This is a genomic window from Legionella steigerwaltii, assembly GCF_001468065.1.
Taxonomy (GTDB): Bacteria; Pseudomonadota; Gammaproteobacteria; order Legionellales; family Legionellaceae; genus Legionella; species Legionella steigerwaltii.
The window spans coordinates 188817-205214 of the sequence record NZ_LNYZ01000038.1 but is presented as its reverse complement, the minus strand read 5'-3'; the positions used below and the strand labels follow the sequence as shown (position 1 = coordinate 205214).

The following is a 16398-nucleotide window of genomic DNA, read 5'->3' as shown; positions in this document are numbered from 1 at the left end:
CCTTATGTACAGGATTGTTACACCTCAATCCAATACATAAAAAAAGTACGGGTAATTAATTCAATAATTACGGGATTTTCCGTCACTTTGTTTCTCTTAAGGTAAGTCCGAAACTCATGTGACACCGTTTAGCATTAAAAAGTGGATGCCCACTCGTTGTAAGGAAGAACCATGACGTATCAAAAATTGGAACTTGAGTTAGCTTTAGACCTTCATCCGTCAGAAAACATGGAGCAGGACAACCCCAATCAAAAAACAAAAAAAGATAAAGAACGTTTTGAGAAGATTGTAATTACTCAAAATAAAATACAAAAAATCAAAGAAGAATTGAATCAATTGATTCAGGCGATGAATCACAATCCAAGCTTATTATCGCGTGCTGCCAGTTTCTGGAATGAAATCCCCTTATGGCAAAAAATTACTGCAGGTGTCGTGCTCACCGTACCAGTGTTGATGATTGGACTCATGGCAAATCTTGCAGCCCTTATTACGCTCAGTATTGTTACTGGAATTGTTTATACGGTAAGCCATATCCTTCTTGAAAATCATCAGAGTCAAAATGCAGACAATATCGAAGGTTTAAAGGCAGGAATCTCAAGTCTTGCTGATCTGCTGGACTCGGTTATTTCAACTCTAGATCTCTTACGCGAACAGCTGGCAATTGAAATTGATGCATTCCAGAAAGAAAATACGCGCCTAACCGCTAATATTGATCAATTTTGTGAGCAAATTAAAACATTAAAGTCACAAATTAATGAGCTTACGGATACCGAAAAAGCACTGCGTGCCACTCAGATTGAACTTGAACTTACTAGCAAAAGGCTCAAAGACTCAAACGATGCGCAGTCTCAAGCTTTAGAAAATACTCAAAGACAATTAGAACAGGTTGCTCAGGCGTATAAAGAAAATCAAAATCAGTTATCTGATAAAATAAAAGAACTGGATAACGTGAAAGAAAAAATGGGAATAGAAGTTGAACAGGCGCGGGCTGTTGGACTGGTATTAAGTGGAACAGTTGAAACATTTTCTAATATGGTTATTCAAGACAAAGAACAACGAGCTGCTTTTCAAAAAAGATTAGAGGAATTTCTAACCAATAAAGAGAAAAGCTTTGTTGAGGTGGCAGACCGAATTTGTGATGCCGAACGCAAACTGTCAATAGTTACCAAACAATTAGAAGAAAGTAATCAGCGGTATCGCAAACTTTTAGACCGACAGGAACAACAGATTATTCGCCTGGAACAAATTGATGTGTATCAATCTGAAGAGACACAGGAATCGTTTGATGGTGTTAAGCCAAGCATCAAAGGGTTTTATGCAATAAAAAAAGAGGCTCCTTTTTTAGCTGTTTCTACCCATGGGGCACAGATGACCGTTGTGATATAAAAAGGCAATATATTCCTTTAGGACTTATGGGTCGTAAGACTTTAAGCTGGGTATTGATGCGCCACAATTTAGGTAGGGTAACGACAGAGATGACTCATTTGGCTGCGATTAATATTTTGTTTGAAAATAATAAGTTTTGATGATTTGAAAAAGAATATCGTTTAAATGACCTATAACTCTCTCAATCAAAATATTAGATTGATGGGGTTTTGATTGAGCCAGAATCGTGCTAATTGCATCGTCGTGCTGTACCTCTTTGGCCAGTATTAGTAATAAATGTTCAGGTTGTGTGTAAAGGAACTCATAAATTAACCCCTGAAGATTTTCTTGAGTCACTATTCTCGTGGATAAAAAAATTAAGCACTCACGTTCGAGTGTATTCAATAAAATAGTCACGTTTTTTGAACTCCACAAATAGAAATCTTTTCAAAACACTCTCATGAAAGAAAATAGCTTTTGTAACAAAAATGGATGCCCATCTTATTCAATTCTAGGATAATCTTGCATCAGAAACATGAATTAACTGAGAAAAAATGGGTTTTTTTATTTGTTCCATGGGCCTTTATCTCTAAAATGATCTTTCTAGCATAAACATCCTAATTCAATCAATAGTGTCTCATTCGTGTGGCTGCTATTCATGAAAAAAATCAAAACTGGTTTTATACTCATGGATAAGGGTAATGACTGACTTGATAAAATGAGTGCAACTTTTATTCCCATCGGTATGATTACTTTAGGTATTCTACTTCTTTCAAAAGGAGGGTATCTAATTCATGGCCTTCTTCGTGAAACAAATGGATATCGTTACCACTGGATTGCCTAATTGACTCTTATTGGTCTGTTCATATTGAGCTATTTAAGCTGCATTCTTTACGGTGTTTTTATTGATCCCCACTGTCTTAATTATTTTTATGCCTCTGTATTTTTATTGGGCGGACTTTATGTTTATTTATCGTGTCAGTTAATGGAAAAAACGATTAAAAAAACAGAAATGATTAATGATTGATGACTTAACGTTGCGTTTTGCAACATTGGAACATCGAAGCAAACATGATGGACTCACTGGTTGTAACACAAGGGAGCATCTTCTTGATGTGCTCAATACTTACTTCCAGAATATACAAACAGGTGGTGGAATGTGTGTCATCATGTTCATTGATATGGATAACTTTAAATTGGTGAATGATAACTTTGGTCATGATGTCGGTGATAAGGTGTTGCAAAATTTTATCACATTATTAAAACAACGGCTTCGAAAAAACGACTTGATTGCGCGTTATGGTGGTGATGAATTTATTGCAGTGATGAACCATATTTCTTTGGAGGAGGCTTCTCATATAGCACGAGATATCGTGCAACTTGCATCAAAGTCTTATGATGCCAATGAGTTTAACGTTGGATGCTCGGTAGGTATCTCCATACTAAATCGTGATTCTGTATCAGTCATTGAGATCATCAAACAGGCTGATATAGCCTGTTATGCTGCAAAACAAAACATCACATACGATTCGGTTTGCATTTACAATGGTTCATAAGCAAGTGGAGCATCCAATTAATTTACGCTCATAAACCGAATCCGTTATTTCTATTAATTTGTTCTCCTTGTTGCTTTTTGTTGTGTCATAGGCTCGGCTCGTCGTTTTTTATTTTCTATCTTAGCGTTGACAAAATACCCCTTATGGGTATATACCTATAGGGGTATACAGGAGAAAATACATGTCAAAACACCCAGAGCATCACCACGAATTATCCCGACTTAATCGAGTTACAGGTCAGCTTGAAGGCATTAAGCGGATGATTGAGGAGAAACGCTATTGCGTGGATATTCTGTCGCAACTACGCGCTGTTCGTAATGCGGTAAAAACCATTGAGCTTGGCGTGCTTGAGCGCCACGTGTTGAATTGCCTTAATGAAGCGGCCTGCCATGGCAATCAGGAATCTCGCCAGGAAAAAATGGATGAGATTATGGCCTTGCTTAAAAAATACGATTGAGGTGCATGATGAGTACAAATAAACACGGTTCTCAGCACCATAAAGAAGCACACAGTTGCTGCAATCATCAGCATTCACAAACATCTGCGCCTACTGTGACGACATCAAAAAACGCCCTGTATACTTGCCCCATGCATCCCCAAATCCGTCAAGATAAACCAGGAACCTGTCCCATTTGCGGCATGGCGCTTGAGCCTGAGCAGGTGAGTTTAGCTGAGCAAAAAAATCCTGAATATGAGGATATGTTTAGGCGTTTTATACTGTCCTCTATCCTCAGCATCCCGGTTGTTCTCTTAGCGATGGATGAGTATTGGATGGTCGCACCTACTCGAATGTCCTTATCCTTGTGGCTTCAAGCAGCACTGACCACTTTGGTGGTTTTAGGTTGTGGCAGGCCTTTCTTTGTTCGTGGTTGGCAATCGCTTTTGTCCCGTCACTTGAACATGTTTACCCTGATTGCTTTGGGAACAGGCGTTGCCTGGGGCTATAGTTTAGCGGTAGTTATTTTCCCCCAATTGCCACCCCTACATATGCAGAAAAGCAGCATGATGCCGGTGTATTTTGAAGCAGCAGCAGTCATTACGACCTTGGTGCTTTTAGGGCAAGTATTGGAATTAAAAGCACGCGAGCGCACAGGGGATGCCATTCGCGCATTGCTTCATTTAAATCCAACCCTTGCTCACCGATTGAATAATGAAGAGCAAGAAGAGGACATCACACTTGATGAAGTAGCGGTAGAGGATAGGTTGCTTGTGCGCCCCGGTGAAAAAATTCCGGTTGATGGGGAGGTAATTCGCGGGCAAAGTGATGTCGATGAGTCCATGTTAACCGGTGAGCCTATGCCTGTCGCCAAAGAAGTTGGCAATCAAGTCATTGGCGGGACGCTCAATCAACATGGCAGTCTCATTATAAAAGCCGCTCATGTGGGTAAAGACACCATACTTGCCCGCATTATCACACAAGTCAGTGAAGCACAGCGTAGCCAAGCGCCTATTCAGCGTTTGGCCGATGCTGTATCGGCTTGGTTTGTGCCAATCGTTTTAGGGATTGCGATACTTTCGTTTCTCGTCTGGTTTTTAATAGGCCCTGCGCCTTCCTTAAGCTATGGCTTAATCGCTGCCATCTCCGTACTGATTATTGCCTGTCCTTGTGCTTTAGGACTTGCAACGCCTATGTCAATCATGGTTGGGATAGGTGAGGGCGCACGACGTGGTATCTTAATTAAAAATGCAGCATCACTAGAGCAATTACGCAAAATCAACACGTTGGTGGTGGATAAAACAGGAACACTGACTCAAGGCCATCCGGCATTGACCCAAATTATCCCCAGTGGTCACTGGCAAGAAGCGGAACTTTTGGTTCTTGCCGCCTCCCTTGAGCGGCATAGCGAACACCCATTGGCTAGAGCGCTACGTGATGAAGCGCAAAGACGTCAGATGACACTGAAAGAGGCCACCGATTTTATTGCAGTCCGAGGAAAGGGGGCTCAAGCGCAAATCGATAGTGCGATGGTTGCCATTGGCAATGCGCACTGGTTGTCTGTTCCTGACAATGAAATTCCAATTGCTGCGTTAAAAGCACAAGAAGAAGGGGCTACTTTGATTTATTTAACGGTTGATAAACAATTGGCGGGTGTTTTTATTGTGACCGACCGTATTAAAGAGTCCAGCCAACTTGCAGTTGCTTCTCTTATGAAAAAGGGTATTCACGTCATCATGCTCACGGGTGATAATGCTATGACTGCAAACGCGGTGGCCCAACGCGTAGGTGTTACAGAGGTGATTGCAGAAGTATTGCCCGATGAAAAAAGCAAAGTGATTTCCGAACTGCAACAAAAAGGACATGTGGTTGCCATGGTGGGAGATGGAGTTAATGATGCCATTGCGTTGGCAAAAGCCGACATTGGCATTGCGATGGGAACCGGTAGTGATGTGGCGATTGAAAGTGCTGGCATGACCTTATTATCAGGTGATTTAAGCAAGCTTTTAGAAGCCTACGAATTATCGGTCCATACGGTACAAAACATTCAACAAAACCTCTTTTTTGCCTTTTTTTATAATGCACTGGGTGTGCCGGTTGCAGCAGGCGTTCTTTATCCACTCACGGGCTTGTTGCTTAACCCGATGATAGCCGGTACGGCCATGGCACTCAGTTCAGTGTCAGTGATTGTCAATGCGTTGCGTTTGCGTCATAAACTGACATGATAGAAAAAGCAATGAAGGACTTAGGTAATTTTAGGGGCAGAGTATACATGATGAATAAAAAATGGCGCTTGAACTATTTTGTAATTTCATAATAGCTCGAAAGTCCATCTTAGTGCATGCTAAAAACCCTCCTTGAATTTAAAAAACAGGCAGCAATTAAATAAGGACAAGGGGCAGGCATCAGCTGATTCGTGATGGCTCTTGTGATAAGGACAGGGGATGTCAAGCCTTAAATTTCTTTAAGCTTAACTTAAATAGGTTGTTTGCTGTATTTATTGAAAAATTTTAAAGGTTGCAGAATAAATAACCCTAATTCTCTTATTCAAGGATATATATTTTGCCAGAATTAGCATCGATGCGTAATTTAATTTTTTTATCCTCTTTACCAAGGGCCTTTGCCTCATACTGACTGCCGTGCGCTTCAATTTTGAAAATAGTATGATAGTCCGCGTCTTCAATTCTCTGGGCCGCTTCAAGCATTGAGATGGGGTATTTCGTGGTTTTTAAATTGGTGTTGATAAAGTCCCCTGTATTGGGGTTCATTCGAAGAATAAGCTGAATCCCTTTCTCATCAAGGCTTCCACCTCATATAAACCATCATCAAATTCAACCTCTCTTATCGCGCTATAACCCCGAGTCTGCAGAATTTTCAAAATTTCAGACATAGGTAAGGTGTGTCTGGGAATTTCATCGGCCAGAATTGTTTGTGTGGCTAAAGAAAAAATAAGGCCGCCACAGATTGAAATAAAAACCTCTTTTTTCATATTGGCCTCCTGTGCGGTGTTGACGGGAATAAAATTTCATCAATTTAACTCCGTGTTTTATATTGAATGAATATAAAACGAAAGGAGTACAATTTACTTTTATTTCATCCATAATAATGATATTAAAAAATAACAGCAAGTGAGTTATTCTAAGGATGCGAATGATGAAAAAATCTAGTTTAGTAACCTCATATGTATTGATGCTCATTTCTTTAATGTTTTTGTTGGCTTCCTGCGCTTCTTCTATTAATAAAGAAGATTCAAAAAACAATCAACAGCCTAAGCGAGTATTTAGTGGGTATCACCCGCATGGTCATGGTCACGGACACTATTAAGCCAAATTAAATTAAAACAGTGACATTAAGATAACCGTTAGTGATATATATTAATGCATGGGTATGGTGTGAAAATATTTTTGATATAAAGACAAATAGAATCCATTTTTTTCAATATGTTTTAAGGCTTGATTGATTTGGTTCATTAGCATCTTAGAATCCATTTTGGCCATGATTCCATAACCGATGCCGACGGGGAAGGGTTTGCCTAATCCTTTAAACAAGGTGTTATTATTAGCTATCCAATAATCAGCCGAAAAATCATCCATCAGCAGGGCATCCACTTCCTGTTGATTTAAGGCAGTGATGAGTTGATTGGTTGAAGGATATTCTCTAACCCTATTGGTTTTAAATTTCTGAGTAATGAGTTGTTTGAAGAGAGAGCCTCTGATAATGCCTATTGATCTATTGTTGAGTTGTTCAAGAGATGTAATTGAGTCGTTTTTTATGGTCATAAAACGTGCTGCACTGGCCAGATAGGGAAGACTAAAGAGAAAGGTTTTCTGCCGTTCGTTGGTGATGGTAATTGCCGCTATGCCCAAGTCAATTTTACTCGCTTTTAATTCTGTAAACAGCTCGTCAAACAGCATGGATTTCAATTGACACTGAGCTTTAATTTGCTTGCAGAGCTCCGTTATGAGCTCAATGTCAAACCCAAAGAAATGATTTTTGTCGGCATTCATTGAAAACGGCGGGTCATACGCCACTATTCCAATAGTTAATGACTGAGCCTTCAGTTCGGCAGTCAAGATTATTAAAAAAACAAATAATAATCGTAGGTACATAGGATAAACAAGTTAATGGATTATAAAGATCAGTGTATACCAGTTTGGTAATCATTTCAGTGACTTAATGCTATGATTTTCTGGTTTTTTTAGCAATAGGGTGTATCGAGGCCCAAAATCAAGGTACACTGAACGATAAGGTTTGAAAAGGATTTGATAGGGTAGGGAATGCGTAATTTATTTTATTATGTTATATGGAGTGCAATGAGCCTTGTAGCGAGTGAGGCGCTCGCGGCCACCCCTTTGACATTCAAACAAGCCCTGGGCATTGCTTATCGCAATAATCCCGAATTACAAGCCGAAATAGATAAAGCACAAGCCATGCGCGGTTTTTTTATCCAAAGTGGGCTTTATCCCAATCCTCAAGTGACTTTAACCGCAGAAAACTTTGGCGGCTCGGGAAGTTATTCGAGTTATGAAGCGGCAGAAACTACGGCATCAGTGACCCAGCCCATCCCTTTGGGGAATCGGTTACAGTATCTGAAAAAAGCAACCTATGCAGACTACTTAGCTTCTCTTGCCCAAATTCAAGTGCAAAAAGCGATACTTTATGTGGCAGTTGGTGTGGCCTATGTGGATGCACTTTATGCAGGTCAATGGCATCAAGTAACCCAAAAACTTATTCGCCTCAATCAAGACATCGTAAGCGCAATCGAGCGTCGAGTTAAGGCAGGCGCAGGAGCGGAATTAGACTTACGTTTGGCCCAGGTGCGCTTAGGCGAAGCGCGTATTCAAGAAAATAAAGCCGCACGGGATGCTTTATTTCAGCGTGCGAAATTGGCGCGTCTATTAGGTGATGGGTTACGAGTTGATAGACAATTGGTGGATAAAGGTCTTCCTGGAGTGACATTGAACTGGGCTGTGTTACTTAGAAAATTACCGCAAAGCCCTCAGTTAGTGCAGCTTCAACAGCAATTACACGCCAAGCGTGCAACTATTACTGCAGTTAAAAAATCTGTGTGGCCGGATTTAAACATTCAATTAGGCGGTCGTCATTTCTCTGATGATGGCAGTAATGCCGCAGTGGCTTCTGCTTTTGCAGAAGTGCCTGTTTACAATAGAAATCAAGGCAAAATCATAACCGCTGAGGCACAATACACCCAAACGGCTCATGAGCTTCAAGGTACACGCCTTGATGTGCGTCAAAATGTCTATGGGGCTTTTCTACAAGCCGAACAAAGTCATTATGAGGCAAGCTTGGTGACGAATTCATTATTACCTTTGGCCCGTAAATCAATCAAATTGGCACAAGACGGCTACCAAATGGGACGTTATACGTACATTGAATTATCTACAGCCCTTAATTCGTTGTATGAAGAAGAGCGTCATTACCAACAAGCTCATGCTGATTATCATAAAGCCTTAATTCAACTGACCGGGCTTTTAGGATTAGCGCCTTCTAAGGAGAGTAAATGAGAGTTTTAAAGCCATTCCTATCCTGCATGCCCTTTATAATTCTGTTATTGGGGTTAAGTTCCTTTTCGTTATGGGCAGCAAATGAAGAATCCCATGGCGATGAAGAAAAAAATCATCAAGAAACCATGGAAAAGGGTCCGCAAGGTGGGCGTTTGTTTAAGGATGGAGATATAGCCCTTGAGTTTTTAATTTTTGAACGAGGTATGCCACCGCATTTTCGCGCTTATTTGTATAAGAATGGTGAGCCTATCGCGCCTGGGAAAGCGCAATTGACCGTTCAGTTAAAGCGATTTGGTGATAAAAAAGAAGCAATTGCGTTCACTCCTGTCGAGAATTTTTTACAAAGCGTTGAGGCGATTGAAGAGCCTCATTCTTTTGATGTGAGCATTCAATTAGAATTCCAGGATAAACGTTATGCCTGGCATTATGCGACTTATGAAGGCCGCATTAAAATGGCGCCAGCCATTCTGAAAGCGGCAGACATTCAAACGGCTAAGGCACAAAGCCAAACAATTAAAACACAACTTAAAGTCGTAGGCAAAATTGCTCCCAATCGAGATACCTTAGCCCCCATCTATGCACGCTATTCAGGCATTATTAAATCAATGACTAAAAATTTAGGCGATGAAGTCACCAAAGGGGACGTATTAGTTACGATTGAGAGTAACGAAAGTTTACAAAATTATACAATTAATGCCCCCATGAGCGGAACCATCGTGCAAAAATACGCAACCAATGGGGAGCTTGCGCAAAACACCAAACCTATTTATGAAGTGGCTAATTTGGCTACTGTGTGGGCCGATTTTACCTTGTATCGTAAAGAGGTGCCTTTAGTAAAACAAGGCATGAGTGTGGTGGTAACTGGAGATGAAGGAACACCAAAATCCATCAGCACCATTTTTTACATTGCGCCCTTAGGCATTGAAGACAGTCAAACAACGCTCGCACGAGCAGTTCTTTCTAATGAGCCTCGTGTTTGGTTGCCTGGGATGTACATTAATGCCGCAATTACCATTAAAGAAAAAACGGTTCCAGTTGCCATACTTTTGTCGGCTATTCAGCGCATGGATGAGAAAGAGGTAATTTTTATCCAGCAAGGAGATTATTTTGAGGCAACGCCTGTTATTTTAGGCCAAAGGGATGATGAGTGGGTCGAAGTAGTTTCGGGGCTTGATGCAGGCCAGCGCTATGTCAGTAATAACAGCTTTTTTATGAAAGCAGAATTAGGTAAGGATGGCGCGAGCCACGAGCACTAAGGATTGGTAATGCTTGAAAAAATAATTCGTTTTTCCCTAAAGCATCGATGGTTTGTCTTATTATTTACGACAATCATTGCTCTTTATGGTGTGTATAATTTTCAACGTTTGCCTATTGATGCGGTACCTGACATCACCAACGTGCAAGTGCAAATCAATACTCAAGCCTCTGGCTATTCACCCTTTGAGGTGGAGCAACGAATTACTTTTCCTATTGAACTGGCTATGAGCGGGTTGCCTAATCTGGATTACACTCGTTCTTTATCACGTTATGGACTGTCGCAAGTCACGGTGGTCTTTAAAGATGGAACGAACATTTATTTTGCGCGTCAATTAATTAATGAGCGCTTGCAGGAAGTAAAAGACAAGCTTCCTCCAGGAGTAGAAACCACCTTAGGCCCAATCTCTACAGGGCTTGGTGAGATTTTTATGTACACGGTCACTAACAAGGCAAATGTACCAGTAAGTCAGCGTTACAATCCAACGGAACTGCGTACCGTTCAAGATTGGATTATCAAGCCACAACTGCGTAATGTGGAGGGAGTGGCTGAAGTAAACACCATTGGGGGTTATGAAAAACAATTTCACATCACTCCAGATCCCATGAAACTGGTTCGGTATGGGTTAAGCTTAAACAACGTGGTTGAGGCATTAGAACGCAATAATGCCAATGTGGGTGCGGGATATATTGAAACCAATGGCGAGCAGAACTTAATTCGCGTACCAGGGCAGGTGCAAAACATCACCGATATTGAGAACATTGTTATTGCAAGCTTTGAAGGAACACCTATCCGAATTCGTGATATTGCAGAAGTGGCTTTAGGCAAGGAGCTACGAACAGGAGCAGCAACAGAGAACAGTAAAGAAGTCGTTTTAGGCACAGTATTTATGCTTATGGGCGAGAACAGCCGCACGGTGTCTGAACGAGTCGCGGCCCAAATGAAAGTTATTAATAAATCATTGCCAGATGGTATTGAAGCAGTCACGGTCTATAACCGAACCTTGCTTGTGAACGCTACCATTAATACGGTGAAGAAAAACCTGATTGAAGGGGCATTGCTTGTTTGTGTTATTTTGTTCTTGTTTTTAGGTAACATTCGCGCAGCACTGATTACCGCGATGGTGATTCCTTTATCCATGTTGCTTACCATTACAGGGATGGTATCTAATAAAATCAGTGCCAATTTGATGAGCTTAGGCGCTCTTGATTTTGGTTTGATTGTCGATGGTGCGGTCATTATTGTTGAAAACTGCATTAAGCATTTGGGTGAACAACAGCATGCTTTGCATCGTGTTTTAAATTTAGAAGAGCGCTTGAAAGTCATAGCTTATGCCACAACGGAGGTGATTCGGCCTAGTATCTTTGGTGTCTTTATTATCACGGTGGTTTATTTACCGATTTTAACGCTCACAGGGGTTGAGGGGAAAATGTTTTTGCCGATGGCGCAAACGGTTATTACCGCGCTGCTTGCTTCCATGCTCTTTGCTCTGACTTTTGTTCCAGCTGCCGTTGCCATTTTTTTAGGTGGACGTGTACAAGAAAAAGAAAATTGGTTGGTACACTACCTCTCACTTGTTTATGCAAAAGCCTTGCGCCGCTGTTTTCATGCCAGAAGGTTGGTGATAGGAGGTGCAGTTGCTTTGGTAGGGATTAGTCTCTTGCTCGCATTTCGTTTGGGCGGGGAATTTATTCCAAGTCTTGATGAAGGCGACATTGCCATGCACGCGATGCGAATTCCTGGCACCAGTTTAACACAAGCCATTACCATGCAGCACTTAGTGGAAGAGCGAGTAAGCCAGTTTCCCGAAGTCAAACGAGTTTTTGCAAAACTGGGGACTGCGGAGGTGGCCACTGATCCTATGCCGCCCAATGTCGCTGACACGTTTATTATGTTAAAGCCTCGGAAGGATTGGCCGAATCCTAAAAAAAGCAAACAGCAACTAGTACAAGAAATCGAGGCGGCAGTAAAGCAAATTCCAGGGAATAACTATGAATTTACTCAGCCCATTCAGATGCGCTTTAATGAATTAATTTCAGGGGTGCGTAGTGATGTCGCGGTGAAAGTATTTGGTGATGACATGAATACATTGCTCGAAGTAGCTGAAGCCATCAGTGCTCAATTAAAAAAAGTGCCTGGTGCTGCTGATGTAAAAGTAGAGCAAGTCAGTGGTTTACCGCTACTAACCGTTGAAATCAATCGCGATGCTTTGGCACGCTACGGCTTACAAATTGGCACGGTTCAAGATGCCATTGTCATTGCCACAGGCGGCAAAAAAGGTGGCGAGCTCTTTGAGGGAGACAAGCGTTTTGATTTAGTGGTGCGCTTGCCTGAAGAGTTACGTACAAACCCTAATGTACTACGCCAAGTATTTATTCCGTTGCCACAGGCTAAAGATGGCGAACGACATTTTATTCCGTTGAGTGAAGTAGCCAAAATGGTGCGCAGTGAAAGCCCCAATCAAATCAGTCGGGAAAGTGGTAAACGGCGTGTGGTGGTCAGTGCTAACGTTCGCAATCGGGATTTAAGCTCATTTGTGAATGAAGCCAAGCAACGGATTGACCAGAGTGTCAAAATTCCCAGTGGCTACTGGGTAACCTGGGGTGGTCAGTTTGAGCAGTTGCAATCAGCCTCTCAACGGCTACAAATCGTTGTTCCTATCACACTATTGGGCATTTTCTTATTGTTGTTTATGAGTTTTGGTCGAGTACGAGATGCGCTCTTAGTGTTTAGTGGCATTCCTTTGGCGTTAACTGGTGGGGTATTTGCACTGTGGCTTCGAGGGATTCCCTTGTCCATTTCAGCAGGTGTTGGGTTTATTGCGTTGTCAGGGGTGGCAGTTCTTAATGGCCTGGTCATGATTACCTTTATTAATAAACTGCATGAACAGAAAAAAATGTACTTAAAAGATGCGGTGCTACAAGGCTCTCTGGCGAGGCTTCGTCCGGTACTCATGACTGCTTTAGTGGCCTCTTTGGGGTTTGTACCGATGGCTTTGGCTACGGGCACGGGCTCTGAAGTACAACGTCCCTTGGCGACCGTGGTCATAGGTGGCATTATCTCATCCACTTTTCTAACACTCTTAGTCTTACCCGGTTTGTATTACCTGTTTCATGAGCGGCACAAGAAATCACTAATTAAAAAATCAGGCAAAGATGAGTGATTTCTTTGATGGAACTGTAACAATATGAGTAATTGTCATTTTAAAGTAAGTGGAAAGACATCCATAAAGAACACTATAGCAAAGATAAGTGCGGCAGCAAGAGAAAGATAAAATCCCAAGTGTGTTATAAATTTCATTTTATGGCCGGAGCTTCCTTTTGCCAGGATAATCAAAATTAGCCCCATAAAAAAACAAATCCTAAGATGATAAGAAGACTGTGATTTGAAAGAAGGGGCGTCATTCTTCTTCCTTGTATAAAAATAAATTCATTTAATTATAGCTCTTTTGAGCAAAGGACACGGATAGTGTTTTGACAACTTCTGTGAATGAGCTACACTAATAGTTAAATACTTATTTAACTGTTTAATTAACTATGCTAACTCAAGACCAAATCATCACTTTAAGCGATATCTTGCATTTGATGGGTGAGCCCAATCGTTTAAAGCTTCTTATCGCGTGTTTGGATGGTCCAAAATCAGTTTCAGAGCTGGCGGAACAACTGCAACTTTCGGTGCCATTGGCGAGCCATCATTTAAGTCTATTACGTTCTGCACGTCTTCTTTTAGCAAATAGAGAGGGAAAACATATTTATTACACTATTTATGATGCGCATGTGCGTTGTATTTTAGAGGACATGCTCAAGCACTTTACTGAAGAAATGGAGAATTAACATGAGTTTTCTAAAACGAATGCTTGGAAGTCTTGGCGGCCATCATGGCGGATATCGCCGCTCTCATCATGGTCAAATAAGCCAACAGAATAATTACTCAACCAATCCTGAATCAAGAGGATTGAGTTGCCCGCGCTGCAAGAGCTCTCTAGCTCCTGGGGCACGATTTTGTAGTCAATGTGGCAGCGGTCTTGAGAATACTCAATGCAGTTGTGGTGCCACTATTACTGCAGGGGCAAATTTTTGCGGCCAATGTGGGAGCTCATTATGACAAAGCCTCTAACTTTAACTACTTTTTTTGTTGCAGGCCTTGATTGTCCGGCTGAAGAGCAATTAATCAGGCGCCAATTAAAAGTGATTCCTGAAGTGGCGCAGATGGATTTTAATTTCATTGCTGAGGAAGTGACCGTGCACCATCGTCTTCCAGCTATTGATGTGTTGCAAAAACAAATTGAAGCGTTAGGCATGAGTGTTCGGGTTCAAGGCAGCACCTCCTCTGCAAAAGAAGAGAAGAAGCAAGTTGATTCGTCATGGCCATTGCTAGCTTTGGCAGGCTTTTTAGCGCTTTGCTCTGAGTTAACTGCTTATTTCATTACTAAAGAGCAATTTATTTGGGTCATTCTTCCCGCTCTGCTTGCCATTACCTTAAGTGGTCCCTCTACTTTTAAGAAGGGTTTAATCGCGCTGCGTACTAAGGCCATGAACATTAATAGCCTGATGTTAATTGCAATCACCGGGGCCATGATTATAGGGGCCTGGCCGGAAGCCGCGATGGTCACTGTTTTATTTGCTCTTGCTGAGCGAATCGAACGTTATTCTTTAGATAAAGCCCGCCTTGCCATTCGCAGTCTCATGCAAATTGCACCAGTGGTGGCTCGGATTAAAATGGATAATGGTCAATGGCAGACTTTGCCTGTAGAAGAGGTAGCCGTTGGTGCGGTATTTAAAGTAAAACCCGGTGAGCGCATCCCACTGGATGGGGTGTTGATATCGGGACAAAGTACGGTCAATCAAGCCCCGATTACAGGGGAATCCATGCCAGTGAGCAAGCAAGTAGGTGATGACGTGTTTGCAGGGACTTTAAATGAGCACGGTGCCTTTGAGGTTAAAGTCACTAAGGCTTCGGGTGATACATTGCTTGCTAAAATTGGTAAAGCCATTGAGCAGGCACAAAGTGAGCGGGCGCCAACGCAACGTTTTGTCGATGAGTTTGCCAAATACTACACCCCAATTATGGTCTTGATTGCACTGGTTATTGCACTTATTCCCCCGTTGGTGTTTGGTTATCCTTTTTATGACTGGATATATAAAGCCTTAACGTTATTGGTTATTGCTTGCCCTTGTGCTTTGGTCATCTCTACACCGGTAACGGTAGTCAGCGGATTGGCTTCATCGGCACAACATGGTCTTCTTATCAAAGGAGGCAGCTATTTAGAAATGGGGCACCAGCTTAAATTAATTGCTCTGGATAAAACAGGCACCTTAACAGAGGGAAAACCTGTAGTGACTGATTTTATCGTTTATGATAAACAACAATCGAAAGAGTCCTTATTAGTCCTTGCTGCAAGTCTTGATAGTCATTCGGAACATCCAGTGGCTCATGCTTTGGTTGAATACTGGCGGCAAAATCAACCTAATGAGTCTTTGCTTGAGGTAGAGCAATTTTCAGCACTTCCTGGCCGCGGGGTGCAAGGAATTATTAGTCAAGGATTGTATTACGTTGGAAATCATCAACTGGCAGAAGATAATAAGGTGTGCTCTCTTGCTGTAGAGCAGGAACTTAAGCGTTTGGAAGAGGAAGGAAAAACAACAGTCATTTTGAGTAATTCAGCGGTGGTTTTAGCCGTTTTTGCAGTGGCCGATACGCTTCGTGCTACGAGTAAATGGGCAATTGACACCTTGCATCAACAAGGACTTAAAACAGCGATGTTAACCGGTGATAATGCCCTGACGGCTAAAGCCATTGCCAAAGTGCTGGGGATTGATGAAGTGCAGGCGAATGTTTTGCCTACTGAAAAATTACAAGCAATTAATCGGCTTTTGGAACAGTATAAAACGGTGGGAATGGTGGGTGATGGAATCAATGATGCACCAGCACTTGCAAAAGCTACGATTAGTTTTGCGATGGGCAAAGGTACCGATACGGCTTTAGAAACCGCAGATGTTGCGTTAATGAATGATAATTTAGCCATGCTTCCTTTATACATTGATTTAAGCCGAAGAACGGCGCGTATTCTTCGCCAAAATATTACTTTGTCCCTTGCAATTAAAGGGGTGTTTTTCATTCTGGCCCTGGGAGGATTAGCAACGTTATGGATGGCGGTATTTGCTGATATGGGTGCGAGTCTAATTGTTGTTGCGAATGGGCTGCGCTTACTTAATTCCCATAAAGGGCATTCGGAGTATCAGGAAATGAAGGGATAATGAG

17 protein-coding genes are annotated in these 16398 nt (G+C 41.8%); 13 read left to right on the top strand and 4 right to left on the bottom strand.

Features of this window, described 5'->3' with window-relative positions; translation table 11 throughout:
* Positions 1-171 precede the first annotated feature (171 nt).
* Entirely contained in the window at positions 172-1386 is a 1215-nt protein-coding gene (locus Lstg_RS15935) for a LegC2/C7 family Dot/Icm T4SS effector (protein WP_078061484.1), read from the top strand.
* Between the two features lie 108 nt (positions 1387-1494).
* Here Lstg_RS15935 and Lstg_RS15930 read toward each other — a convergent pair whose 3' ends face one another.
* Complete coding sequence (locus tag Lstg_RS15930; protein WP_058478601.1) at positions 1495-1782, bottom strand: hypothetical protein; 288 nt, start codon at positions 1780-1782, stop codon at positions 1495-1497.
* A 301-nt stretch (positions 1783-2083) separates the two neighbouring features.
* Between Lstg_RS15930 and Lstg_RS18165 the strand changes: the two genes are divergently transcribed.
* From Lstg_RS18165 to Lstg_RS15915, 5 genes are all read left to right on the top strand, one after another.
* Positions 2084-2209 (top strand): hypothetical protein, encoded by a 126-nt coding sequence (locus tag Lstg_RS18165; RefSeq protein ID WP_330138487.1) that lies wholly within the window; start codon positions 2084-2086, stop codon positions 2207-2209.
* Complete coding sequence (locus Lstg_RS18160) at positions 2210-2392, top strand: hypothetical protein (protein ID WP_337955819.1); 183 nt, start codon at positions 2210-2212, stop codon at positions 2390-2392.
* Positions 2385-2921, top strand: coding sequence for a GGDEF domain-containing protein (locus Lstg_RS15925; RefSeq protein WP_310790476.1), 537 nt, complete (start codon positions 2385-2387; stop codon positions 2919-2921). The genes Lstg_RS18160 and Lstg_RS15925 overlap by 8 nt, the downstream gene beginning before the upstream one ends.
* 181 nt (positions 2922-3102) lie before the next feature.
* Complete coding sequence (locus Lstg_RS15920) at positions 3103-3378, top strand: metal-sensitive transcriptional regulator (protein ID WP_058478600.1); 276 nt, start codon at positions 3103-3105, stop codon at positions 3376-3378.
* 8 nt (positions 3379-3386) lie between these two features.
* On the top strand, positions 3387-5582 hold the full coding sequence (locus Lstg_RS15915; protein ID WP_058478599.1) for a copper-transporting P-type ATPase: 2196 nt from the start codon (positions 3387-3389) through the stop codon (positions 5580-5582).
* A 318-nt stretch (positions 5583-5900) separates the two neighbouring features.
* Here the strand turns inward: Lstg_RS15915 and Lstg_RS18045 are convergent, their stop codons facing one another.
* Both Lstg_RS18045 and Lstg_RS18040 read right to left on the bottom strand, forming a co-directional pair.
* Positions 5901-6125 carry a hypothetical protein gene (locus tag Lstg_RS18045; protein WP_230849078.1) on the bottom strand — a complete coding sequence of 75 codons (225 nt, stop codon included), beginning with the start codon at positions 6123-6125 and terminating at the stop codon, positions 5901-5903.
* The gene (locus Lstg_RS18040; RefSeq protein WP_230849077.1) at positions 6122-6346 is read right to left on the bottom strand and encodes a PepSY domain-containing protein; all 225 of its coding nucleotides are present in this window, start codon (positions 6344-6346) and stop codon (positions 6122-6124) included. Before Lstg_RS18040 ends, Lstg_RS18045 begins: the two co-directional genes overlap by 4 nt.
* 161 nt (positions 6347-6507) lie before the next feature.
* On the opposite strand from Lstg_RS18040, the gene Lstg_RS17770 reads away from it, so the two are divergent.
* On the top strand, positions 6508-6681 hold the full coding sequence (locus tag Lstg_RS17770; RefSeq protein WP_155522664.1) for a hypothetical protein: 174 nt from the start codon (positions 6508-6510) through the stop codon (positions 6679-6681).
* A gap of 50 nt (positions 6682-6731) precedes the next feature.
* On the opposite strand, the gene Lstg_RS15905 is transcribed toward Lstg_RS17770, so the two are convergent.
* Positions 6732-7466, bottom strand: coding sequence for a transporter substrate-binding domain-containing protein (locus Lstg_RS15905; RefSeq protein WP_065235622.1), 735 nt, complete (start codon positions 7464-7466; stop codon positions 6732-6734).
* Positions 7467-7670: 204 nt separating this feature from the next.
* On the opposite strand from Lstg_RS15905, the gene Lstg_RS15900 reads away from it, so the two are divergent.
* The 6 genes from Lstg_RS15900 (at position 7671) to Lstg_RS15870 (ending at position 16394) form a co-directional block, all read left to right on the top strand.
* Positions 7671-8882: a TolC family protein gene (locus Lstg_RS15900; RefSeq protein WP_375152885.1), complete on the top strand. Its 1212-nt coding sequence runs from the start codon at positions 7671-7673 to the stop codon at positions 8880-8882.
* Positions 8879-10138 carry an efflux RND transporter periplasmic adaptor subunit gene (locus tag Lstg_RS15895; protein ID WP_058478597.1) on the top strand — a complete coding sequence of 420 codons (1260 nt, stop codon included), beginning with the start codon at positions 8879-8881 and terminating at the stop codon, positions 10136-10138. Before Lstg_RS15900 ends, Lstg_RS15895 begins: the two co-directional genes overlap by 4 nt.
* Before the next feature lie 9 nt (positions 10139-10147).
* Positions 10148-13300 carry an efflux RND transporter permease subunit gene (locus tag Lstg_RS15890; RefSeq protein WP_058478596.1) on the top strand — a complete coding sequence of 1051 codons (3153 nt, stop codon included), beginning with the start codon at positions 10148-10150 and terminating at the stop codon, positions 13298-13300.
* Between the two features lie 373 nt (positions 13301-13673).
* Entirely contained in the window at positions 13674-13970 is a 297-nt protein-coding gene (locus Lstg_RS15880) for an ArsR/SmtB family transcription factor (protein WP_058478595.1), read from the top strand.
* A gap of 1 nt (position 13971) precedes the next feature.
* Positions 13972-14241 carry a zinc ribbon domain-containing protein gene (locus Lstg_RS15875; protein WP_058478594.1) on the top strand — a complete coding sequence of 90 codons (270 nt, stop codon included), beginning with the start codon at positions 13972-13974 and terminating at the stop codon, positions 14239-14241.
* The gene (locus Lstg_RS15870) at positions 14238-16394 is read left to right on the top strand and encodes a heavy metal translocating P-type ATPase (protein ID WP_058478593.1); all 2157 of its coding nucleotides are present in this window, start codon (positions 14238-14240) and stop codon (positions 16392-16394) included. Before Lstg_RS15875 ends, Lstg_RS15870 begins: the two co-directional genes overlap by 4 nt.
* Positions 16395-16398: the final 4 nt, after the last annotated feature.

Coding starts and splice junctions, on each gene's coding strand:
- Lstg_RS15900 (WP_375152885.1), top strand. CDS start 7,671: ATGAGCCTTGTAGCGAGTGAGGCGCTCGCGGCCACCCCTTTGACATTC.
- Lstg_RS15925 (WP_310790476.1), top strand. CDS start 2,385: ATGATTGATGACTTAACGTTGCGTTTTGCAACATTGGAACATCGAAGC.
- Lstg_RS15920 (WP_058478600.1), top strand. CDS start 3,103: ATGTCAAAACACCCAGAGCATCACCACGAATTATCCCGACTTAATCGA.
- Lstg_RS15870 (WP_058478593.1), top strand. CDS start 14,238: ATGACAAAGCCTCTAACTTTAACTACTTTTTTTGTTGCAGGCCTTGAT.
- Lstg_RS18040 (WP_230849077.1), bottom strand. CDS start 6,346: ATGAAAAAAGAGGTTTTTATTTCAATCTGTGGCGGCCTTATTTTTTCT.
- Lstg_RS18165 (WP_330138487.1), top strand. CDS start 2,084: ATGAGTGCAACTTTTATTCCCATCGGTATGATTACTTTAGGTATTCTA.
- Lstg_RS15880 (WP_058478595.1), top strand. CDS start 13,674: ATGCTAACTCAAGACCAAATCATCACTTTAAGCGATATCTTGCATTTG.
- Lstg_RS15905 (WP_065235622.1), bottom strand. CDS start 7,466: ATGTACCTACGATTATTATTTGTTTTTTTAATAATCTTGACTGCCGAA.
- Lstg_RS17770 (WP_155522664.1), top strand. CDS start 6,508: ATGATGAAAAAATCTAGTTTAGTAACCTCATATGTATTGATGCTCATT.
- Lstg_RS15935 (WP_078061484.1), top strand. CDS start 172: ATGACGTATCAAAAATTGGAACTTGAGTTAGCTTTAGACCTTCATCCG.
- Lstg_RS15895 (WP_058478597.1), top strand. CDS start 8,879: ATGAGAGTTTTAAAGCCATTCCTATCCTGCATGCCCTTTATAATTCTG.
- Lstg_RS15875 (WP_058478594.1), top strand. CDS start 13,972: ATGAGTTTTCTAAAACGAATGCTTGGAAGTCTTGGCGGCCATCATGGC.
- Lstg_RS15915 (WP_058478599.1), top strand. CDS start 3,387: ATGAGTACAAATAAACACGGTTCTCAGCACCATAAAGAAGCACACAGT.
- Lstg_RS18045 (WP_230849078.1), bottom strand. CDS start 6,125: ATGAACCCCAATACAGGGGACTTTATCAACACCAATTTAAAAACCACG.
- Lstg_RS15890 (WP_058478596.1), top strand. CDS start 10,148: ATGCTTGAAAAAATAATTCGTTTTTCCCTAAAGCATCGATGGTTTGTC.